The organism is Allobosea sp., assembly GCF_051860145.1.
GTDB lineage: Bacteria > Pseudomonadota > Alphaproteobacteria > Rhizobiales > Beijerinckiaceae > Allobosea.
This window is the reverse complement of the sequence record NZ_JBHYEM010000005.1, coordinates 363,848-384,291: the sequence shown is the minus strand read 5'-3', so window position 1 is coordinate 384,291 and position 20,444 is coordinate 363,848. Positions and strand designations below refer to the sequence as shown.

Below are 20,444 nucleotides of genomic sequence, written 5' to 3'. Positions count from 1 at the left end.
CAAAATTTCTACCAACAAAAACAGCGATCGCGCCCCCCCGCGGGTCCTAGGGGCCCCACGGCGATCTAGATGCTGCGGGCGATCACGAAATCATCGCTCGCTTGATCTGCGAGCGATGGCTGCGCCGCGCGGCTATCGACGTCTGCGACCCTGGCGCCTCGCGGTCCCTTCCGCGCCTCGGCGGCCAACAGCTCGACGGTCTCCGGCGCCCCGGACAGAACCGCCTCCACCGTGCCGTCGGAACGGTTGCGCACCCAGCCGGCCACGCCGGCGGCGAGCGCCCGCTCTCGCAGCCACTGCCGGTAGCCGACCCCTTGCACCAGGCCCGAAATGACGATGTGGAGTGTCATCCTCGCATCCTCCCTGCTCGGTACGGCACGAACTCCTGGGCCGAACGCCGGTCGCCTTGCGCTTTCTGCATGAGTGTACGGCCGATGACGGCCTTCGGATGGCGAAGCAGACGGTGGCTGTGCCGATAACGCGGGGACGAGCGGCGCCAATGCCGGTTCCCTGCCGTCGCGCCGATGCTCTAGCTTCGCCTGCCGTCCCATTCGGAACCAGAGGAAGCGCCGAGCGATGAGCGATATGACACCCGAGGAAACCAAGGTCACCGCCTGGCTCGCCAGCCGCAAGGACGCGATGGTGGCGCTGCTGCGCGAGATGGTCGACACCGATTCCGGCTCCTATGACAAGGCGGGCGTCGACCGGGCCGGGCAGGTGCTCGCCCGCTTCCATCAGGCCAACGGCCTGGAGGTCGAGATCGTTCCGGACGCGCGCTATGGCGACGCCGTCAAGGCGCGCCTGCCCAATCCGGCCGCCAACGACCAGCGCCCGGTGCTGCTGCTCGGCCATCGCGATACGGTCTTCCCGGAGGGCGAGCCGACGCGCCGGCCCTTCACCATCAAGGGCGGCCGCGCCTATGGGCCGGGCGTGGCCGACATGAAGGCCGGGCTGATGATCGAGGCCTTCGTCGCCGCCGCCTTCGCCGAATGCGGTGGGCTTCCCGCTCCGCTCTTGATGCTGACGACGAGCGACGAGGAGATCGCCTCGCCCTCGTCACGCCCGATCATCGAGGCGGCGGCGCGCGAGGCGCGCTGCGTCTTCAACGCCGAGCCGAGCCGGCTGCCGGCGGGGAGCGAGTTCGCCCGCGACCGGAAGCAGTCGATCACCAGCGGCCGCAAGGGCGGCGTCTTCATGCGCGCCGAGTTCCTGGGCAAGGCCGCCCATTCCGGCGCGAATTACGACAAGGGCATCTCGGCTATCGTCGATCTAGGCCACAAGATCCCGAAGCTGCAGGGCCTGACCGATCTCGAGCGCGGCGTCACCGTCAATGTCGGGCTGATCGGCGGCGGCCAGACCGTCAACACCGTCGCGCCGCATGCCTGGTGCGAGATCGACCTGCGCTATGTCACGGCCGCGCAGCGCGACGAGCTGGTCGGGGCGATCCGCGCCATCGTCGAGACGCCGATCGTCGAGGGCTCGAGCGCGACGCTGATCATCAAGGGCGAGTTCCTGCCGCTGGAGCGCACGCCCGAGGCTGGGCAGCTCTACGACACCTATCGCGATGCCGCCGCGACCTTCGGGATCGGCGTTACTGCCGAATTCACCGGCGGCTGCGCCGATTCAGGCTTCACCGCCGCGCAAGGCTGCCCGACGCTGTGCTCGGTCGGCCCGATCGGCGGCATGGCCCATACGCCCGACGAGTTCCTCGAGATCGAGAGCATCGTCCCGGCCGCGCAGAGCCTGGCGCTGGCGGTGATGCGGACGGCGGCCAGGATGGAGTGAGTTCCAGGCCCGTCATGCTCGGGCTTGACCCGAGCATCTCCTGCAGGAGGTGCCTTTTTCATGAGATGGTCGGCTCAAGGCCGACCATGACGTGAGGCCTCAGAACGCCTCTTCCCAGTTCCGGCTCAGCCGCATCGCCGAGTTGATCAGTCCGACCATCGAATAGGTCTGCGGGAAATTGCCCCAGAGCTCGCCGGTTTCGAGGTCGGCATCCTCCGAGAGCAGGCCAAAGCTGTTGCGCCGCTTCAGGATGCGGCCGAACAGCTCCTTGGCCTCGTCGCGCCGGCCGATCGCGTGCAGCGCATCGACATACCAGAAGGCGCAGATCAGGAAGCCGGTATGCATGAAGCCGAAATCGTCCTCGGAGGCGTAGCGCAGCAAGAGGTCGCCGCGGCCGAGCTCGCGGCCGATCGCCTCGACCGTGGCGATATAACGGGGGTCCTTCGGCTTGACGAAGCCGAGCTCGGCGATGAGCAGCAGCGTCGCGTCGAGTTCGTCGCCGTCGAAGGTCGAGACGAAGGTTCCCTTCTCCTCGTTCCAGATGCGGTCGCTGATGATGCCCTTGAGCCGCTTCGCTTCGCCGCGCCAGTAATCCTTGCGGTCGGCCCGGCCGAGCGTGCCGGCGATCCGCGCCAGGCGGTCGCAGGCCGCCCAGCACATCACGCTCGAGAAGGCATGCACCACCTGTTTCTCGCGCAGCTCCCAGGGGCCGGCATCCGGCTTGTCGAAGACCGAGATCGCGATCTCGCCCATGCGCTCGAGCTGCCCGAAGAGGGCGTCCTTGCCGGGCTGGATCAGGCGGCGGTCGAAGAATGAGTGCGTGGCGGCGAGCACGACCGCGCCATAGCCGTCATTCTGGATCTGGGTCGCCGCGCCATTGCCGACCCGCACCGGCTGGTGCCCACGATAGCCTGACAGGCTCTCGACCTCGAACTCGTTCAGCGCGCCGCCGCGCGTGATCGGGTAGAGCGGCGGCAGATGCTCTGCCCCGCTCTCCGAGAAGGTATCGACCACGTTGGTGATGAAGCCGAGATAGTCCTCCATCGTCCGCGTCGTGCCGAGCCGGTTGAGCGCATGGACGACGAAATAGGCGTCGCGCAGCCAGCAGAACCGGTAGTCCCAGTTGCGCTGCGTCCCCGGCGCCTCCGGGATCGAGGTGGTCAAGGCGGCGACGATGGCGCCGCTTTCCTCGAAACTGCACAGTTTCAGGGTGATCGCGGCACGGATCACCTCCTGCTGGTACTCGAACGGGATCGAGAGCGAGCGCACCCAGTCGCGCCAGTAATCCGTGGTCTTGTCCAGGAATTCGCGCGACGTCGTCTCGATCTCGGCGCGCAGGGCCTCGTCCGAGCCGATGAAGAAGGAGAAGGGGCGTTCGACGGCAAAGGGGATGCCTTCGACGACATAGGAGATCGGCGCGTCCGTCGTCAGCCGGATCGTCTGGTCGGCCCCGACGAAGCGGACATGGTTGGAGCCGCGCGTGATCTCGTCCGGCTGCTCGCCGAGGCCGAGGCAGGGTTTCAGCACCACCCGGATCCGCGGCCTGCCGGACAGCCGACGCACCCGCCGCACCAGCTGCGGCGGCCGGAAAAACCGCTCGAAGCGGACGAAGCGCGGCGCGAAATCGAGGATCTCGATGGCGTTGCCGTGATCGTCCGACAGCACCGAGGAGAGGATCGCGGTATTGTCCAGATAGCTCTGCTCGCAGCGGGTCATGCCGACGAGCTCGATGGCGAAGACGCCTTTCTCCGGCATCCCCTCGCCGTCATCGGCCTTGTTGTCGATCAGGGAGCAGAACACCGGATCGCGGTCGAAGCGCGGAAAGCAGCCCCAGACGAAATGCGCGCGGCGGTCGACGAGGACGGCGATCGAGCAGTTTCCGATCACGCCGAGATCGAGCGAGGCGGAGTGCCGCCCCGTGGTGGACGTTTCGACGGTCATGGATCAGCCTTGAAGAAATGCGTCGGTGGTCAAGCTGCCGGCTTCGGCGGCGGAGAGCAGAATGGAGCGCAGTGCGGTCGGCGAGGCAAGACGTCGCGCGGCGCAGGTCTCGCCCGGCCCGATTCGGACCGAGAGGCCGCCAAGTGCGTTCACCGTCTTGAAACCCGCCTCGTCCGTGATGTCGTCGCCGATGAAGACCGGTTTTCGCCCGGCATAGGGCGGTTCGTTCATCAGCCAGGAGATGGCGCCGCCCTTGCTGGCTCCGGCCGGAACCAGCTCCGCGACCGACTTGCCCTCCTGCAGCCTCACCGACGGCCCCATCCTGGCGGCGATGGTCCGGACGAGCGCGAGGGCCTCGTCCTGCAGTTGCGGCGCCAGGCGCCAATGCAGGGCGGCCGAAATCCGCTTGTCCTCGACGATGACGCCGACATGGCTGTTGGCGAAGCGCACGAGGTCGCGGGTCGCCTCGCGCAGCGCCTCTGGTGCCTCCGCCTGGGCGCGAATGACGCCGTCGAGCCGGACCTGGGCGCCATGGAGACCGGCCGCATCGAAGCGGTGCGGATCGAGGAAGGCGTCGAGCACGGGCACCGGACGCCCGGAAACGAGCGCCAGCGCGCCGCCCAGCGACGCGCGCAGCGCTTCGAGCGCCGGGCCGACGCGCCGGTCGAGTCTCACCTCATCCGGCAAGGGCGCGATTTCGACCAGAGTTCCGTCGAAATCGAGAAATAATGCGATCTTCTCGCCTGCGCCGGTGAAGTCGCGGGATTCGCTGGCAGATTCGGGTTCGATCAGTTCCATCATCTCGATCTGTTTGCGTGACGAAGCAGGCGAAAGCACGACGTAGGAACTGTCCGAATCCTGAAGATAGACCCTTGCATCATCCGCGCTACCGGCCGATGCTCGCGAACTTGCCACATTCTGCTTTCACTTTGCCACAGCCATCCTGATTTCAACGCAAGCCTGACACGGCTTTGCCACCTGGCCCCGGAGCCCCACGGAAACATTACGTGTGCCGGCGCGTTCTGTTCCTGCTTCCGGTGTCGAAATTCGGGCAGCCGGTTGATCGGAGAACTTCCCGCATGCGTCTCGTCATCGTTTCCAATCGCGTCACCGTTCCCGATCGCAGCGAAAAGGTCGCCGCCGGCGGCCTGGCGGTCGCGTTGCGGGAGGCCTTGGAAACCAGCGGGGGGCTCTGGTTCGGCTGGAGCGGGGCGGTGAGCGACACCGCCCGCGACGTGCGGATGGAGCAGCGCGGCAAGGTGACCTACGCCGTGACGGACCTGAGCGAAACCGAGCGGCAGACCTATTATCTCGGCTTCTCGAACCGCGCCTTGTGGCCGAACATGCATTACCGGCTCGGGCTGACCGAGTTTTCGCGGGCCGATTATGCCGGCTATCTCGGCGTCAACCGTCGCTTCGCCAAGGCGCTCGTCCCGCTGCTGCAGCCGGACGACGTGATCTGGATCCACGACTATCACCTCATTCCGCTCGGCGCCGAGCTGCGCCGCCGCGGCGTGACCAACCGCATCGGCTATTTCCACCACATCCCCTGGCCGCCGGCCGAGCTTTTCGGCGTGCTTCCCTTCGCGGCGACTCTGATCAGCACCATGTCGGCCTATGATCTGGTCGGCGTGCAGACCGAGAACGATGCGCGCAACCTCAGCGACGGTCTCGTCGCGATGTGCGGCGCGATCGCCGGCGGCGGCAAGATCAAGATCGGACGGCGCGAGACCACCGTGCAGGCCTTCCCGATCGGCATCGATGTCGATGCCTTCCGCAAGCTCGCCACCGCCTCGGTGCGTGCCGCGACGACGCCGATCCGCACGACGACCGGTCCGCTCGGAGCCCGCAAGCTCGTCATCGGCGTGGATCGCCTCGACTATTCCAAGGGCATCGTCCAGCGGCTGGAGGCCTTCGGGCAGTTCCTGCGCAACCATCCGGAGCATCGCGGCCATGTCGGCATGCTCCAGATCGCGCCGCCATCGCGCTCCGACGTTCCCGAATATGCCGAGCTCGACCGCCAGTCGGACGAAACCGCCGGCCGCCTCAACGCCGCGCTCGGCGAATTCGACTGGACCCCGATCCGCGTCGTGAAGAAGACCTATTCGCGCAGCGCGCTTGCAGGGTTCTACCGGCGCGCCCAGGTCGGCCTGGTGACGCCGATGCGCGACGGCATGAATCTCGTCGCGAAGGAATATATCGCGGCCCAGGATCCCGCCGATCCCGGCGTTCTGGTCCTGTCGCGCTTTGCCGGCGCCGCGCAGCAGATGGGCGAGGCGCTGATCGTCAACCCCTACGATACGCAAGGCGTCGCGGAAGCGATTCGCACCGCCCTCGCCATGCCGATATCGGAGCGGCAGCGCCGGTTCGAGCGTCTTTACGCGACGATCGCGGCGACCGACATCCGCTGGTGGACGCGGAAATATCTCGCGGTGCTTTCCGGCCTCGCGACAGTCGACAGCGAGGCGGTGCCGCCGGTCTCCCGCAAGCCCTCGGCTGCACCGAAAGGCCGGGCCCGGCCGGCCGAGCTGGCACGCAAGACCGGCTCCGCGAAAGTCGCTTCGGGCGGCGCGAAAAAGGCCGCGAACGGGTCGGCTGCCCGTTCCGGCCGAGATTTCGATCTGGGGTTGAGGCCGCAGACCTTGCCGAACACTCCTTTCGGTCGCTAGAAGGCGACGAGGATCGGAGCTTGCTGGCGACTCGTCCAGGGTAGGCGTCAGGTCTTGCGCGGGACATCGGCGACGGTGTCTGAGGAGGCGGGCGGAGGGCAGGATTGATGCGAGGCGCTCTCGGAGGATCGGGCGTTCTGCTGCGCCGCCTCCGTGAGGTCATGGCAGCGCCCGTCAGTCCGCAGGAGCGGCTGGATCGGCTTGTCGTCCTGATCGCGGGCAATCTCGTTGCCGAGGTCTGCTCGGTCTACGTCCTGCGCGAGGATGGCTCGCTCGAGCTTTATGCCACCGAAGGCCTCAACCGCGAGGCGGTCCATCTCACCACGATGCGCGCCGGCGAAGGCCTGGTCGGCCTGATCGCGAGCGAGGCCGAGCCCCTCGCCCTGTCGGACGCGCAGGGCCATCCCGCCTTCTCCTACCGGCCCGAGACGGGCGAGGAGATCTACCGTTCCTTCCTTGGCGTCCCGATCCTGCGTGGCGGCGCCGTCATGGGCGTCCTCGTCATCCAGAACCGCGCCTCGCGGCTCTACAGCGAGGAGGAGATCGAATCGCTGCAGACCACCGCCATGATCATGGCGGAGATGATCGCGGCCGGCGGTCTGAAGTCGCTGGCGCGGCCCGGCGCCTCGATCGGCCTCGACCGGCCGATCCATGGCATCGGCGTCACGCTCGCCGAAGGGGTCGGTCTCGGCTACGCCGTGCTGCACGAGCCGCGCGTCGCGATCACCAACCTGATCGCCGAGGACCCGGCGCGCGAGGTCCGGCGCCTGGAGGCGGCGATCGCCGAGATGCGGACCTCGATCGACGAGCTGATCGAGCGCGGCGATGTCGCCCATATCGGCGAGCATCGCGACGTGCTCGAGACCTTCCGCATGTTCGCGCATGACCAGGGCTGGCTGCGGCGCATGCGCGAGGTGGTGATGACCGGCCTCACCGCCGAGGCGGCGGTCGAGCGCGTCCAGTCCGATACCCGCGCCAAGATGCTGCGCCAGACCGACCCCTATTTGCGCGAACGCCTGCACGATCTCGACGATCTGGCGAACCGGCTGCTGCGCACGCTGATGGGCAAGGCCAATGGCGTTGCGCGTGAGAAACTGCCCGAGAATGCCATCCTGATCGCGCGCTCGATGGGGCCTGCGGCGCTGCTCGACTACGACCGCGCCCGCCTGCGCGGCTTGGTGCTGGAGGAGGGCGGGCCGACCAGCCATATCGCCATCGTCGCCCGCGCCATCGGCATCCCGGTGGTCAGCGAGATCGTCAACGCGACGGCCCTGGTCCAGCCTGGCGATGCGGTCATCGTCGACGGGCAGGCCGGCGAGGTCCAGATCCGCCCGCAGCCCGACGTCGAGAACGCCTACAAGGACAAGGCGCGGCTGCGCGCCCGCAAGCAGGAGCAGTACCGCAAGCTCAAGACCGTGCCCGCCGTCACCAGGGACGGCGTCGGGATGGCCCTGCAGATCAATGCCGGCCTTCTCGTCGACATGCCCAATCTCGACGAGACCGCCGCGGCCGGCATTGGCCTGTTCCGCACCGAGCTGCAGTTCATGGTCGCGCAGCACATGCCGACCACCGCCGAACAGCAGGCGCTCTACGGCGCCGTGCTCAAGGCGGCGCAAGGCAGGCCGGTGACCTTCCGCACGCTCGATATCGGCGGCGACAAGGTGCTGCCCTATATGGAGCGGGTCGACGAGGAGAATCCGGCGCTCGGCTGGCGCGCCATCCGCATAGGGCTCGACAAGCCGCGGCTGCTGCGCGCCCAGATCCGCGCCATGCTGCGGGCCGGCGCCGGCTACGACATGAAGATCATGCTGCCGATGATCGCCACGGTGGATGAATTCCTGCGGGCCCGCTTCATCGTGCGGCGCGAGCTGGCGATGCTGGAGAAGCAGGGGCGTCCGGCGCCGGTGAGCCTGCAGCTCGGGGTCATGGTCGAGGTGCCATCGCTGCTCTTCGAGCTGGCGGAGATCGCGCGCGAGGCCGATTTCCTCTCGATCGGCACCAACGATCTGATGCAGTTCCTGTTTGCGGCCGATCGCGAGAACCGCCGGGTCTCGGAGCGGTTCGATCCCTTGAGCATCGGCGCGCTGCGGGCGCTGCGCAATATCGTCGAGGCTGCGGCCGATGCAGACTGTCCTGTCACGGTCTGTGGCGAGATGGGCGGAAAGCCGCTGGAGACGATGGCGCTGATCGGGCTCGGCTACCGCGCCTTCTCGATGTCGGCGGCTTCGATCGGGCCCGTCAAGGCGATGTTGCGCGCGCTCGATGTCGGCAAGCTGCGCGAGCGGATGGACTGGATGCTGGCCTCGTCCGACGGCGCCGCGAATCTGCGTTCGCAGCTCTCGGCGCTCGCGGCCGAGCTGAAAGTCCCCGTCTAGCGAAGCTCGGCCCGCTGCCTTCGCCTGCCGTTGCATCCTTGTTCCAGAGTTTCCGATGTCCCTTCAGCTTCCGCAAGACCGTCTCGACAGCATCGTGGCGCGCCACGCCGCCGCAACCGACGAGATCAACCGCTCGGCCGATGCCGTGCGCACGGTCGAGCTCGCCAAGGAGCTGGCCGAGCTCGACCCCGTCGTTGCCGCCATTGCAACCTGGCGCGGAGCGCGGGCGACCCTCGACGAGGCCCAGGCGCTGATCGACGATCCTGAAACGGATAGCGAGTTCCGTGATCTCGCCTATGAGGAACGCGACGCCGCGCGCGTCGAGATCGAGGAGCGCGCCCGCGAGATCCTGATCGCGCTCCTGCCGAAGGATGCCGCCGACGAGCGCGGCGTCATCCTCGAGATCAGGGCCGGGACCGGTGGCGACGAGGCCTCGCTTTTCGCAGGCGACCTGCTGCGGATGTATCAGCGCTATGCCGCGCAGAAGGGCTGGAGCTTCGATCCGATCTCGCAAAGCGAAGGCACGGTCGGCGGCTACAAGGAGGTCATTGCCGAGATCTCGGGCCGCGGCGTCTATGCGAAGCTCAAATTCGAATCGGGGGTGCATCGCGTCCAGCGCGTGCCCGATACCGAGACGAGCGGGCGCATCCACACCTCGGCTGCGACGGTTGCGATGCTGCCGCTCGCCGGAGAGGTCGACATCGCGCTCAACGAGTCCGACCTGCGCATCGACACGATGCGCGCCGGCGGGGCCGGCGGGCAGCACGTCAACAAGACCGAATCGGCCGTTCGCCTCACACATATCCCGACCGGGATCGCGATCGTCGTGCAGGACGAGCGCTCCCAGCACAAGAACAAGGCGCGCGCCTATGACCTGATGCGGGCGCGGCTCTACGACCTGGAGCGCAGCCGCGCCGATGCCGAGCGCGCCGCCGACCGGCGCTCGCAGGTCGGCTCGGGCGACCGCTCGGAGCGGATCCGCACCTATAATTTTCCGCAAGGCCGCGTGACGGACCACCGGATCAACCTGACGCTGTATAAGCTCGACGAGATGATGCAGGGGCTGGTGCTCGACGAGATCATCGATGCCCTGACCGCCGAGCATCAGGCGAGGCTGCTCGCGGCCGAGGGCGGGACGTGAAACTTTTTGGCCGGATGGGCGTTGAAAAACCACCGATCCCATAACGGGCTGGAGGAAACCATGAAGAAGCTTGCATCGGCAATTGCGATGGCGGGTCTGATCGTGCTGTCGGGCGGCGGTGTCGCCCAGGCGCAGGAGAAGACCTTCGGCCGAATCGTGCGCGGACAGCCCGCGCCATTGCAGAAATCGATGACCCAGGCGCAGGCGCGCAGGATCTGCTCGCAGCAGATGCGCGGCGCACGCGAGAGCCGCAGCGCCATTCGCCAGAAAATGGCGATCTGCATGCGCCGTCAGACGGAAGGCATCTGATGGCGGGGCGCCCATGACGGCGCCCCTCACCGGGGCAGACGCGACAATGCAGCGGGCCGGTATGGCGTCCACGATTGGTGAGGCGCGATATCGGCTCGCGGCACGTTTTCGCGCGGCCGGAAGCGAAACGCCGGCGCTCGATGCGCGTCTTCTGGTCGAAGGTGCTGTCGGCCGGTCCCGCGCCGAGGACGGCGGGGCAATGCTGGGTGAGGCGGCCGCTTCGATCCTGAACGGCTATTGCGAGCGCCGGCTGGCCGGCGAGCCGGTCTGGCGGATTCTCGGCGAGCGCGAGTTCTGGGGGCTGACCTTCCGGCTTTCGCTGGCGACGCTGGAGCCGCGGCCGGATACCGAGACGCTGGTGGAGGCCGTGCTCGAAACGATGGCTTCGCGCCGGAACGAGGCGCTGTCGGTCCTCGATCTCGGGACCGGGACGGGCTGTTTGCTGGTCGCCATCCTGAGCGAGTTCGCGCAGGCGAAGGGCCTTGGCGTCGATCTCTCCAGCGAGGCCTGCGAGACGGCGGCGGCCAATGCGGTCGCCAACGGCGTCGGTGCTCGCGCGGAGTTCCGCCAGGGCGACTGGCTCGGCGGCGTCGACGGCATCTTCGACCTGATCGTCTCGAACCCGCCCTATATCCCGGCGAGCGAGATCGCCGGCCTCGCCCCGGCCGTGCGCGACCACGATCCGAGATTGGCCCTCGATGGCGGGGATGACGGGCTCGACCCGTACAGGATCCTTGCGCGCGAGCTGCCTGCGAGGCTCGCGCCGGGCGGGCTCATCGTGCTCGAGATCGGCGCCGGGCAGGAGCGGGACGTGGTCGCTCTGATGCGGCAGGCCGGCCTGCGATATCTCGGCGCGCGCAACGATCTCGGCGGGCATCCGCGGGCCCTGCGTTTCGCCGGCGAAGCATGATGCGCACAGGCTTTCGTGCGAATTTGCTTGGAGTCGCGTACAAAAGCCGCTATGCACATTTCCAGCCGAAGCTGGTGTCGTCAGCGCCGAGCCTTGGGCAGCCTCCCTTCTGGTGAGGCGTTGCCTCCGGACCAGTCCGCAGATTGACGGAACTGACAAAGCAAGATCGGAAATTCGAGGACGCCCAAGCGTCATTCGGCTCCTGGGGTAAGACGAGCCCCTTTTGGAAACAAGCGCGTGAAGACCAAGAACGGCGGATCGCCCCTTCAGGTCCACTCCATCCGGCGCGGCGTCGCAACCCGCCACGCACCGGAACGCGCATGACCACCGTCAGGTTGCCTTGAGCGAACAGAGCGCGAGATAGACGCGAATGAGACCAGGTCAGAACCGGCGTATGCGCGGCCGTAACAACAATAACAACAACAATAATAATAACGGCAACCGGAAAGCGCCTAACCCTTTACAGCGCAGCTACGAGTCGAACGGGCCGGACGTAAAGGTCCGTGGCACGGCGCAGCATGTCGCTGAAAAATACCTGCAGCTTGCGCGCGACGCGCAATCCTCCGGAGATCCGGTGGCGGCTGAGAATTACTTCCAACATGCAGAGCATTATTATCGTATATTGCTCGCTGCTCAGGAGCAGATGGCTCAGCAGTTCGGCCATAGCTTCCCGCCGAATCGCGCCTTCGGCGAAGATGGCGAGGACGGCGAGGACGAGAACGAGGACGAGGGCGCAGCCTTCCCGCAAGGCTCGCCGCAGCCCGACATGCGCAACCAGCCGCAGGGCGGCATGAACGGCCATGGCGCCAATGGCGGCCCCCGCCAGGATGGCGAAGCGGGCGATGGTCAGCGCTTCGACAGGCCGAACCGCAACAACGATCGGTTCAACAACGATCGTCCGAACAACGACCGCCAGAACAACGATCGCAACGGCAATCGCCGCTTCGATCGCAACGATCGTGGCGAGCGCCGCTTCGATCGTCCGGAGGGTGGCCAGAACGGCCAGCCTGGCGGTTTCGCGCCGCGCGCCGACCAGCAGGCCCCGTTCGATCAGCCCGACGGCGCTCCTGCGCAGGATCAGGGCGAGCGTCGCTTCGAGCGCGCTGACCGGCCCGAGCGTGCCGACCGGCCGGAGCGTGCTCCGCGTCCGGAGCGTGCCGAGCGCCGTCCGCGCCGGGATAGCGAGGCGGATAGCGACGGCGATGTCGCCGCCGCCCTTCCGTCCTTCCTGACCACCCCGGTCAGGGTGCCGATCGCCGTGGCTGAAGAACAGGCTCCCCAGGCCCCCGAGACTGCGCCCGTCGAGCCGGCCGCGTCCGAAGAAGCGCCTGCGGCTGCGCCGAAGCGCGCGCGCCGCCGCCGCTCGCCGCGCGAGGTGATGGATGCGCTCGGCTCGGAATCGGACAACCCGGCCGAATGAGATAGCGGGCAGTGCCCGTGACGAGACAGGGGTCCGCAAGGGCCCCTGTTTTTTTGGCTCAGGCGATGCCGAGGCCCGAGCCGGGCTCCTGCGAAGCCGGCTCCAGTCTTTCGCCGCCGGTCAGCGTGCCGCCGGCGAGGACCTCGCAATAGATCCCGCAATCGACATGGCCGTAATGCGTCATCAGGGCCTTGGGGATCTGCTGGTCCCGCGCCCCGGTGGTCGGGTCGACATTGGTCGCGGCGCAGCGCTCGATCCGCTTGATGGCGCGCAGCCTGATGCCCGAAGGCGTCGACAATTCCCGCCCGACCAGGTCGTTCTCGGCCCAGGCGGCCAGCCCCTCGACCATGACATTGCCGCGAAAGCGCAGGGGATCGAGTTCGGCGCCGATGCGGGAGCCGAGCTCGGCGACGCTGGCGAGATTGATGATCGAGACGAAGCCCGAGCGCGAATCGGTGAAGCGGTAGCCTTCGGGCGCCGTCAGCAACTGCGGCTCGCCGCGCAATTCCTCCGGCATGAACCCCGAGAAGAAGGTGCTGAGCGAGCGCTGGCCCTCGGCTGTCCTGGTGTCGGCACGCAGCGCCTCGCGGCCTTCATGGGCGATCACCAGCGTCCCGCTCTCGTCCTCGTAGCGGGTCCGCAGCCGGGCCAGCGCTTCGTTGCGCATCAGCATCAGGTACTTGATCTTCGGCTGGTGCACCGGCGCGGCCGGATCGAAGCCCGAAGGCCCGTTCTCGATGGCGAACAGCCGGTCTCCCGGAAAATAAGCGCCCTGTTTCAGGGACGCCCGATCCACGGGCTCGGGCGAAAGTCCCTTGACGGGGTAGCGGTAGAGCGAGGCGATGCGCATGCAGAGATCCCGTGGCTGGCTGATCCGCGGCGACATTAGCGAAGCTTTCGCCGGGGCGTGATCAAATCCTCTTAGAGAGGCGGGATGATTCAAGCCTGGGATGTGGACCCGAGCGAGCCGTGGCCGGATGGCTGGATTTGAGAAGCGCGCGAAGCGCTATCTGCGGGAAGATACGGTTTCGTTCTCAGGCAGGTTCAATCTTGACCCCGGCGGCCTTCAGCGCGTCCCAGATGTGGAACTGGATCGGCGAACTGAAGGTGTCGACCCCGGCCACCCAATAGGTGACGGCGAAATTGACGTTGCCGCCGAAATTGAGCAGTCGGCAGGTCGGCGGCTCGGGCGCGTTCAGCACTTGCGGTTGCTGTTTGACGGCCGCTTCGACGATCGCCGGCACCTGATGAATATCGGTATCGTAGCCGACGGCGAATTTGATCTCGCAGCGATGATGCAGATCGCTTTTCGTCCAGTTGATGAATTCCGACGTGACGAACTTCTCGTTCGGCACCAGAATGTCGCGGCCGTCGTTGGTGCGCAGGGTGCTGGAGCGAATGTTCATTTCCTGCAGCACGCCGGCCCGGTCGCCGCCGAGATCAACATAGTCTCCGACCTTCATCGACCGTTCGATCAACAGAATGATGCCGGAGACGAAATTCGACGAAATCTGCTGCATGCCAAAGCCGAGGCCGACGCCGAGCGCGCCGCCGAACACGGTGAGCGCCGTAAGGTCGAGGCCGAGCACCTGCAAGAGCAGGATGAAGATCAACAGGAACAGGGCGATCTGGAAGGCTTTCGCCAACAGTTCGCGGGTCGGAATGTCGAAGGCTTCCTGTTTGCGGATGACCTTCTGGCCGGCGTCGTTCGAGGCGCGGCCGAGCCAGAACAGAATGGCTGCCGCCAGCAGGGCTTTGGCCATCGTATAGACCGAGAGACGAATGTTACCGGCTTCGACCGAAATCGAATCGAGATAGCCGACAACGGCGCCAAGAACGCCGAATACATGCAGCGCGGCGAGGGGAATACCGACCCATCGCGCCACGGAATTGATGACCGGATGGGTGATGAACCGATTGATCGCTGCGTAGAGGACGCCGACGACCGCAAGGCCTTGGGCGATGCGCACCAGCCATGCCGCGCCGACCGCTGATTGCGCCAGTTCTACGGCGATAGCGAGCGCCAGAACCGTGAAGACCGGGAAGAGAAGATCGCGGCAGGTGTAGAGCCACTGCCGCAGCCGCAGCAGCGGTCCGTCGTCCGGCGCGGACGAGAACAGACCGGAGCGGGAACGGACTTTCTGGGCGACGAAATAGGCCACCGCGACGGCAACGATGATGGCGCCGATCTGCGCGTAGAATTGCGGGCTGACGAGCCAATTCAATGCGGTCTGTAAAGCTTCCGTCGCCTGCACGCGCAAGGTTTCGAAATTCATCGCGAATATCCTCTTCAAGTCCGGCGGCAAGGATTGTTAGGCTGAAGCCGTCCAGTCTTATTGCCGCAACGGCTATCTGGCCTTGCAAGGACCCAGTTCGGCTGCACAAAACGGTGTTGCGTGACAAGTCTATCGTCGTTTTAGACCGGAGCCGAATTTTCAACGAGCAGGGCTGCAAGCTTCGGTGTTTCTGCCCCTCGCGTAACATTATTCGCGCGAGATCGAGCATAACTGCGAAGTTCGTTCCATAGCCGGTGCCGCAAATTCTCATTGGGTCGTCGAGCGCACTTTCGGCTGGGTGACTCGCTGGAAGCGCCTCGTCCGAGACTATGAACAGCGCCTCGACGTCTCCGAAGCCATGATCCATGTCGCACTCGGAAGCCTCATGCTGCGGCGCGTCGTCTATCCCTGAGCATTCTCAAACGGACTCTAACCGATCGCAACCGGGGTTCACGCCTCGGCGTCGGCCTCGATCTCCTCGCCATCCGCCACCGAGCGCTGGCAGCCCCAGCCGGAGAGCACGGCATCGGTCTCCTCGACGACGAAGAACCGGGCCGCGTCGCGATCATAGCCTTCGGCGAGGAGGCGGTCATAGTCGGTATGGCTGTGCCGGACATGGCTGCCCAATGCGAGCCAGAGCGCCGTGGACGGCGGCAGGGTCTTCATGTGGCGGCGCTCGGCCAGCGCCAGCACCGCTTCGGCATCGGCCAGCGGAATCCCGGGAGCCAGCGCCCTCAACGCCTTGCGAATCGCCTGCTGCCGTTTTGTGCCAGTCATGGTGGGAGGCTGCTCCGATGATTTGAGCGCCGTCAATGCTTCTTGCGCCGCTGCCTCTTCCGTTGCGCGGATGTCACACCTATCTGTGTCGCGAAGGGTGTCCTCCGGGAGCCCTATCCTGATGAAAGGCAGCCGGATGCGTCGCTACGGGGCGCGCCGGCGGGCGGAGCGACGACATGAACATCGAGAAATACACCGACAGGGCCAAGGGCTTCCTGCAGGCGGCGCAGACGATTGCGCTGCGTGACGGGCACCAGCAATTTGCGCCCGAACATCTTCTGAAGGCCTTGCTCGACGACAGCGAAGGCATGGCGGCCGGGCTGATCGAGCGCTCGGGCGGCCAGGCGAAGCTCGCTTTGCAGCTGACCGATGCAGCCCTGGCCAAGATGCCCAAGGTCAGCGGCGGCGCCAGCGGCCTGCATCTGACGCCGGGCCTCGCCCGCGTCTTCGACACGGCCGAGAAGGCGGCCGACAAGGCCGGCGATTCCTTCGTCACGGTCGAGCGGCTTCTGCTGGCCCTGGCGGTCGAGAAGGAGACCGAGGCCGGCAAGGCCCTGGCCAAGGCCGGGGTGACGCCGCAGGCGCTGAATGCTGCGATCGAGGCGATCCGCAAGGGCCGCACCGCCGATACGGCCTCGGCCGAGCAGGGCTATGACGCGCTGAAGAAATATGCGCGCGACCTCACCGCCGCGGCGCGCGAGGGCAAGCTCGACCCTGTCATCGGCCGCGACGAGGAGATCCGCCGCACCATCCAGGTGCTGAGCCGCCGCACCAAGAACAACCCTGTCCTGATCGGCGAGCCCGGCGTCGGCAAGACCGCCATCGCCGAAGGCCTGGCGCTGCGCATCGTCAACGGCGATGTGCCCGAAAGCCTTAAGGACAAGGAGCTGCTCGCCCTCGACATGGGCTCGCTCATCGCCGGCGCGAAATATCGCGGCGAGTTCGAGGAGCGCCTGAAGGCGGTGCTGAACGAGGTCTCCAGCTCGGATGGCGGCGTCATCCTGTTCATCGACGAGATGCACACCCTGGTCGGCGCCGGCAAGACCGACGGCGCGATGGACGCCTCGAACCTGCTGAAGCCGGCTTTGGCGCGTGGCGACCTGCACTGCGTCGGCGCGACCACGCTCGACGAGTACCGCAAATATGTCGAGAAGGACGCGGCGCTCGCCCGGCGCTTCCAGCCGGTCTTCGTCGACGAGCCGACGGTCGAGGACACGATCTCGATCCTGCGCGGCCTGAAGGAGAAATACGAGCAGCACCACCGCGTCCGCATCACGGATTCGGCGCTGGTCTCGGCCGCGACCCTGTCGAACCGCTACATCACCGACCGCTTCCTGCCCGACAAGGCCATCGACCTCGTCGACGAGGCCTCGGCGCGGCTGCGCATGCAGGTCGATTCCAAGCCCGAGGAACTGGACACGATCGACCGCGAGATCGTGCGTCTGAAGATCGAGCAGGAGGCGCTCAAGAAGGAGAGCGACGCCGGCTCCAAGGAGCGGCTGAAGCGGCTCGAATCCGAGCTGGCCGATCTCGAGACGCGCTCGGCTGCGATCACCGCGCGCTGGAAGGCCGAGAAGGACAAGCTCGGCCAGGCGGCGGAGCTCAAGACCAAGCTCGACAATGCCCGCACCGAACTGGCGCAGGCGCAGCGCAAGGGCGAGTACCAGCGCGCCGGCGAGCTCGCCTATGGCGAGATCCCGCAGCTCGAGAAGGCCCTGGCCGAGATCGAGGCCATTGGCGACTCGTCCGGCATGGTCGAGGAGGCCGTGACGCCCGACCATGTCGCGCAGGTGGTCAGCCGCTGGACCGGCGTGCCGGTCGACCGCATGCTGGAGGGCGAGAAGGAGAAGCTGCTGCGCATGGAGGAGGTGCTGGCGGCCCGCGTCGTCGGCCAGCGCGAGGCGGTCGAAGCGGTCTCGACGGCGGTGCGCCGCGCGCGTGCCGGCCTGCAGGACCCCAACCGGCCGATCGGCTCCTTCATGTTCCTGGGCCCGACCGGCGTCGGCAAGACCGAGCTGACCAAGGCGCTCGCCTCCTTCCTGTTCGACGACGACACCGCGATGGTGCGCCTCGACATGTCGGAATACATGGAGAAGCATTCGGTCAGCCGGCTGATCGGCGCGCCTCCCGGCTATGTCGGCTACGAGGAGGGCGGGGCGCTGACGGAGGCCGTGCGCCGCCGGCCCTATCAGGTCGTGCTCTTCGACGAGGTCGAGAAGGCGCATCCCGACGTCTTCAACGTGCTGCTGCAGGTGCTGGACGACGGACGTCTCACCGACGGTCAGGGCCGCACGGTCGATTTCCGCAACGTGCTGATCATCATGACCTCGAACCTCGGTTCGGAATATCTGGTGAACCAGCCGGAAGGCCAGGATAGCGACGCTGTGCGCGAGGAGGTGATGGGTGTGGTCAGGCAGGCGTTCCGGCCGGAATTCCTGAACCGGATCGACGACATCATCCTGTTCCACCGCCTCAAGCGGGCCGATATGGGCGCGATCGTCGATATCCAGATGGGCCGCCTCGCCAGGCTGCTCGTCGACCGCAAGATCGTGCTCGACCTCTCGGACGAGGCGCGCGAATGGCTTGCCGAGAAGGGCTACGATCCGGCCTATGGCGCGCGCCCGCTCAAGCGCGTCATCCAGAAATCGGTTCAGGATCCGCTGGCCGAGCTCCTGCTCGCCGGCAAGGTCCATGACGGCGAGACCGTGCCGGTCACGATCGGGCCGGCCGGGCTGATGCTCGGCGATGTCTCGGTGGTGAAGGAGAAGCGCCCGGCCGGCGTCGCGCTGAACTGACTGCACGCTTCCTTCTCCCCTCGGGGGAGAAGGTGTCTGCGAAGCAGACGGATGAGGGAAGGGTCGCGCAAGCGGCCCTTTTCTTCATCGACACCTGACTTCCCTCATCCGTCAGCGCTGCGCGCTGCCACCTTCTCCCCCGAGGGGAGAAGGATTATCCCCGCTTCAGCAGGAACACCGCCTGCGCGCCAAAGAGGTTCCAGAGCCACCAGGGAGCGCTGACGCCGACCTTGCCGCCGGCCGCATTGAGCGCGACGGCCCGCTCCTTCTCCGCGCCGACGGCCTCGCAGAGGCTCACGAAGTCGCGGATGGTGCAGAAATGGATATTGGGCGTCTCCCACCAGGCATAGGGCAGGGCGTCGGTCACCGGCATGCGGCCACGGAAGAAGACCTGGCTGCGCATGCGCCAATGCCCGAAATTCGGGAAGGAGACGATGGCGCGCCTCCCGATCCGCAGCATGTGTTCCAGGACCAGCCTGGGATCGCGCGTCGCCTGGATCGTCTGGGACAGGATGACATAGTCGAAGGAATCGTCGGGATACTCGGCGAGATCGGTATCGGCATCGCCCTGGATCACGGACAGGCCGCGCGCGACGCAGCCGGCAACGCCCGCGCGCGAGAGCTCGATCCCGCGCGCATCGACCTGGCGCGTCTCGGCGAGCAGCGCCAGGAGTTCGCCATCGCCGCAGCCGACATCGAGCACGCGCGTGCCCGGCGCCACCATCTCGGCGACGAGCTTGAGGTCGATGCGGTTGGTGAAGCTCTCGCTCAGCGCCATGGCCCTACAATCCCCTTGCCCGCGCCGCGGCGTTGAGGAAGCCGCGCGTGGTCGCGAACAGGTTCGGCTCCTCCAGCAGGAAGGCGTCGTGTCCCTTGTCGCTCTCGAGCTCGACAAAGGACACCGAGGCGCCGGCTGCGTTCAGCGCATGCACGATCGCGCGGGAATCGGCCGTCGGAAACAGCCAGTCCGAGGTGAAGGACGCGACGCAGAAACGCGTCTTCGTCCCGCTGAAGGCCTTGGCGAGGACGCCGTCATGGTCGGCCGCGAGGTCGAAATAATCCATCGCCCGCGTCACATAGAGATAGGAATTGGCGTCGAAGCGCTCGACGAAGCTCAGCCCTTGATGGCGCAGATAGCTCTCGACCTGGAAATCCGCGTCGAAGGAGAAGGTCGGCGCCTCGCGGTCCTGCAGCTTGCGGCCGAATTTCCGATGCAGCGCCGGCTCCGAGAGATAGGTGATATGCGCGCCCATGCGGGCGACCGAGAGCCCCTTGGCCGGCCGCGTGCCTTCCTCCAGATAGCGCCCGCCGCGCCAGTCCGGATCGGCCATCACCGCCTGGCGGCCGACCTCGTGGAAGGCGATGTTCTGGGCCGAGTGCTTGGCGCCGGTCGCGAGCGGCAGGGCCGAGAATACCCGCTCGGGATAGCTCGCCGCCCATTCCAGCACCTGCATCCCACCCATCGAGCCGCCGGCGATGCAGAACAGGCTCTCGATGCCGAGCGCGTCGATGAGATGCGCCTGCGCCCGTACCATGTCGCGGATCGTCACCATCGGGAAGGAGAGGCCCCAGGGCTTGCCGGTCGCGGGATTGGTCGAGGCGGGGCCGGTCGTGCCGGTGCAGCCGCCGATCACATTGGCGCAGATCACGAAGAAGCGGTCGGTGTCGATCGGCTTGCCCGGGCCGATCATCGCCGTCCACCAGCCGCCCTTGCCGGTGATCGGGTTGCGGCTGGCGACATGCTGGTCGCCGGTCAGGGCGTGGCAGACCAGGATCGCGTTCGACTTCTCGGCGTTGAGCGCGCCATAGGTCTGGTAGGCGATCTGCCAGGCGTCGAGGATGATGCCGCAATCCATCAGCAGCGGCGTATGCGTGCCGAATCTGGCGACCGCGCTCGAAGGCTCGTTCGCCTCCTTCAGCGGGTCGGCCAGGCTCTGGACTTCGTTACGCATCATCGTCCGCTTTGACAGGCTGGTTTGTCTTGCCGGTCGGCTCGTTCTAAAGATCGAACTTACCGATGGCGCGACGCGCGCGCGCTGTCAACGC

General features: G+C 66.7%; 17 protein-coding genes. 9 read left to right on the top strand and 8 right to left on the bottom strand.

Features of this window, described 5'->3' with window-relative positions; genetic code table 11:
• Positions 1-65: 65 nt before the first annotated feature.
• Positions 66-350, bottom strand: coding sequence for an acylphosphatase (locus tag ACTIF2_RS11910; RefSeq protein ID WP_439497276.1), 285 nt, complete (start codon positions 348-350; stop codon positions 66-68).
• A gap of 235 nt (positions 351-585) precedes the next feature.
• On the opposite strand from ACTIF2_RS11910, the gene ACTIF2_RS11905 reads away from it, so the two are divergent.
• On the top strand, positions 586-1,785 hold the full coding sequence (locus ACTIF2_RS11905) for a M20 family metallopeptidase (RefSeq protein WP_439497291.1): 1,200 nt from the start codon (positions 586-588) through the stop codon (positions 1,783-1,785).
• A 99-nt stretch (positions 1,786-1,884) separates the two neighbouring features.
• On the opposite strand, the gene ACTIF2_RS11900 is transcribed toward ACTIF2_RS11905, so the two are convergent.
• Together ACTIF2_RS11900 and otsB are read right to left on the bottom strand one after the other, a co-directional pair.
• The gene (locus ACTIF2_RS11900; protein WP_439497275.1) at positions 1,885-3,726 is read right to left on the bottom strand and encodes a glycoside hydrolase family 15 protein; all 1,842 of its coding nucleotides are present in this window, start codon (positions 3,724-3,726) and stop codon (positions 1,885-1,887) included.
• 3 nt (positions 3,727-3,729) lie between these two features.
• Entirely contained in the window at positions 3,730-4,524 is a 795-nt protein-coding gene (otsB, locus tag ACTIF2_RS11895) for a trehalose-phosphatase (RefSeq protein ID WP_439497274.1), read from the bottom strand.
• Between the two features lie 281 nt (positions 4,525-4,805).
• Between otsB and ACTIF2_RS11890 the strand changes: the two genes are divergently transcribed.
• The 6 genes from ACTIF2_RS11890 to ACTIF2_RS11865 all read left to right on the top strand — a co-directional run bounded on the left by ACTIF2_RS11890 (position 4,806) and on the right by ACTIF2_RS11865 (position 12,550).
• A complete protein-coding gene (locus ACTIF2_RS11890) occupies positions 4,806-6,395 on the top strand; it encodes an alpha,alpha-trehalose-phosphate synthase (UDP-forming) (RefSeq protein WP_439497273.1) in 1,590 nt (529 codons plus the stop codon).
• 107 nt (positions 6,396-6,502) lie between these two features.
• Complete coding sequence (gene ptsP, locus ACTIF2_RS11885) at positions 6,503-8,770, top strand: phosphoenolpyruvate--protein phosphotransferase (protein ID WP_439497272.1); 2,268 nt, start codon at positions 6,503-6,505, stop codon at positions 8,768-8,770.
• 55 nt (positions 8,771-8,825) lie between these two features.
• A complete protein-coding gene (gene prfA, locus ACTIF2_RS11880; RefSeq protein WP_439497271.1) occupies positions 8,826-9,911 on the top strand; it encodes a peptide chain release factor 1 in 1,086 nt (361 codons plus the stop codon).
• A 6-nt stretch (positions 9,912-9,917) separates the two neighbouring features.
• Positions 9,918-10,220, top strand: a complete 303-nt coding sequence (locus ACTIF2_RS11875; protein ID WP_439497270.1) for a hypothetical protein — start codon at positions 9,918-9,920, stop codon at positions 10,218-10,220.
• A 61-nt stretch (positions 10,221-10,281) separates the two neighbouring features.
• A complete protein-coding gene (gene prmC, locus ACTIF2_RS11870) occupies positions 10,282-11,130 on the top strand; it encodes a peptide chain release factor N(5)-glutamine methyltransferase (RefSeq protein WP_439497269.1) in 849 nt (282 codons plus the stop codon).
• 370 nt (positions 11,131-11,500) lie between these two features.
• Positions 11,501-12,550 (top strand): DUF4167 domain-containing protein, encoded by a 1,050-nt coding sequence (locus ACTIF2_RS11865; RefSeq protein WP_439497268.1) that lies wholly within the window; start codon positions 11,501-11,503, stop codon positions 12,548-12,550.
• Positions 12,551-12,608: 58 nt separating this feature from the next.
• Here ACTIF2_RS11865 and ACTIF2_RS11860 read toward each other — a convergent pair whose 3' ends face one another.
• The gene (locus ACTIF2_RS11860) at positions 12,609-13,400 is read right to left on the bottom strand and encodes an MOSC domain-containing protein (RefSeq protein ID WP_439497267.1); all 792 of its coding nucleotides are present in this window, start codon (positions 13,398-13,400) and stop codon (positions 12,609-12,611) included.
• A gap of 184 nt (positions 13,401-13,584) precedes the next feature.
• Complete coding sequence (locus tag ACTIF2_RS11855) at positions 13,585-14,826, bottom strand: mechanosensitive ion channel family protein (protein WP_439497266.1); 1,242 nt, start codon at positions 14,824-14,826, stop codon at positions 13,585-13,587.
• A 220-nt stretch (positions 14,827-15,046) separates the two neighbouring features.
• On the opposite strand from ACTIF2_RS11855, the gene ACTIF2_RS11850 reads away from it, so the two are divergent.
• Complete coding sequence (locus ACTIF2_RS11850) at positions 15,047-15,238, top strand: transposase (RefSeq protein WP_439497290.1); 192 nt, start codon at positions 15,047-15,049, stop codon at positions 15,236-15,238.
• A gap of 38 nt (positions 15,239-15,276) precedes the next feature.
• On the opposite strand, the gene ACTIF2_RS11845 is transcribed toward ACTIF2_RS11850, so the two are convergent.
• A complete protein-coding gene (locus ACTIF2_RS11845; protein ID WP_439497265.1) occupies positions 15,277-15,603 on the bottom strand; it encodes a DUF2293 domain-containing protein in 327 nt (108 codons plus the stop codon).
• A gap of 176 nt (positions 15,604-15,779) precedes the next feature.
• On the opposite strand from ACTIF2_RS11845, the gene clpB reads away from it, so the two are divergent.
• Positions 15,780-18,398, top strand: a complete 2,619-nt coding sequence (gene clpB / locus ACTIF2_RS11840; RefSeq protein ID WP_439497264.1) for an ATP-dependent chaperone ClpB — start codon at positions 15,780-15,782, stop codon at positions 18,396-18,398.
• A gap of 154 nt (positions 18,399-18,552) precedes the next feature.
• Here clpB and metW read toward each other — a convergent pair whose 3' ends face one another.
• Positions 18,553-19,176 carry a methionine biosynthesis protein MetW gene (metW, locus tag ACTIF2_RS11835; protein ID WP_439497263.1) on the bottom strand — a complete coding sequence of 208 codons (624 nt, stop codon included), beginning with the start codon at positions 19,174-19,176 and terminating at the stop codon, positions 18,553-18,555.
• Between the two features lie 4 nt (positions 19,177-19,180).
• Complete coding sequence (gene metX, locus ACTIF2_RS11830) at positions 19,181-20,353, bottom strand: homoserine O-acetyltransferase MetX (protein WP_439497262.1); 1,173 nt, start codon at positions 20,351-20,353, stop codon at positions 19,181-19,183.
• Positions 20,354-20,444: the final 91 nt, after the last annotated feature.

Bases quoted from the DNA above. Each gene is read 5' to 3' on its own strand.
- ACTIF2_RS11910 (WP_439497276.1), bottom strand. From the start codon at position 350: ATGACACTCCACATCGTCATTTCGGGCCTGGTGCAAGGGGTCGGCTAC.
- ACTIF2_RS11905 (WP_439497291.1), top strand. From the start codon at position 586: ATGACACCCGAGGAAACCAAGGTCACCGCCTGGCTCGCCAGCCGCAAG.
- ACTIF2_RS11900 (WP_439497275.1), bottom strand. From the start codon at position 3,726: ATGACCGTCGAAACGTCCACCACGGGGCGGCACTCCGCCTCGCTCGAT.
- otsB (WP_439497274.1), bottom strand. From the start codon at position 4,524: ATGGAACTGATCGAACCCGAATCTGCCAGCGAATCCCGCGACTTCACC.
- ACTIF2_RS11890 (WP_439497273.1), top strand. From the start codon at position 4,806: ATGCGTCTCGTCATCGTTTCCAATCGCGTCACCGTTCCCGATCGCAGC.
- ptsP (WP_439497272.1), top strand. From the start codon at position 6,503: ATGCGAGGCGCTCTCGGAGGATCGGGCGTTCTGCTGCGCCGCCTCCGT.
- prfA (WP_439497271.1), top strand. From the start codon at position 8,826: ATGTCCCTTCAGCTTCCGCAAGACCGTCTCGACAGCATCGTGGCGCGC.
- prmC (WP_439497269.1), top strand. From the start codon at position 10,282: ATGGCGTCCACGATTGGTGAGGCGCGATATCGGCTCGCGGCACGTTTT.
- ACTIF2_RS11865 (WP_439497268.1), top strand. From the start codon at position 11,501: ATGAGACCAGGTCAGAACCGGCGTATGCGCGGCCGTAACAACAATAAC.
- ACTIF2_RS11860 (WP_439497267.1), bottom strand. From the start codon at position 13,400: ATGCGCATCGCCTCGCTCTACCGCTACCCCGTCAAGGGACTTTCGCCC.
- ACTIF2_RS11855 (WP_439497266.1), bottom strand. From the start codon at position 14,826: ATGAATTTCGAAACCTTGCGCGTGCAGGCGACGGAAGCTTTACAGACC.
- ACTIF2_RS11845 (WP_439497265.1), bottom strand. From the start codon at position 15,603: ATGACTGGCACAAAACGGCAGCAGGCGATTCGCAAGGCGTTGAGGGCG.
- clpB (WP_439497264.1), top strand. From the start codon at position 15,780: ATGAACATCGAGAAATACACCGACAGGGCCAAGGGCTTCCTGCAGGCG.
- metW (WP_439497263.1), bottom strand. From the start codon at position 19,176: ATGGCGCTGAGCGAGAGCTTCACCAACCGCATCGACCTCAAGCTCGTC.
- metX (WP_439497262.1), bottom strand. From the start codon at position 20,353: ATGATGCGTAACGAAGTCCAGAGCCTGGCCGACCCGCTGAAGGAGGCG.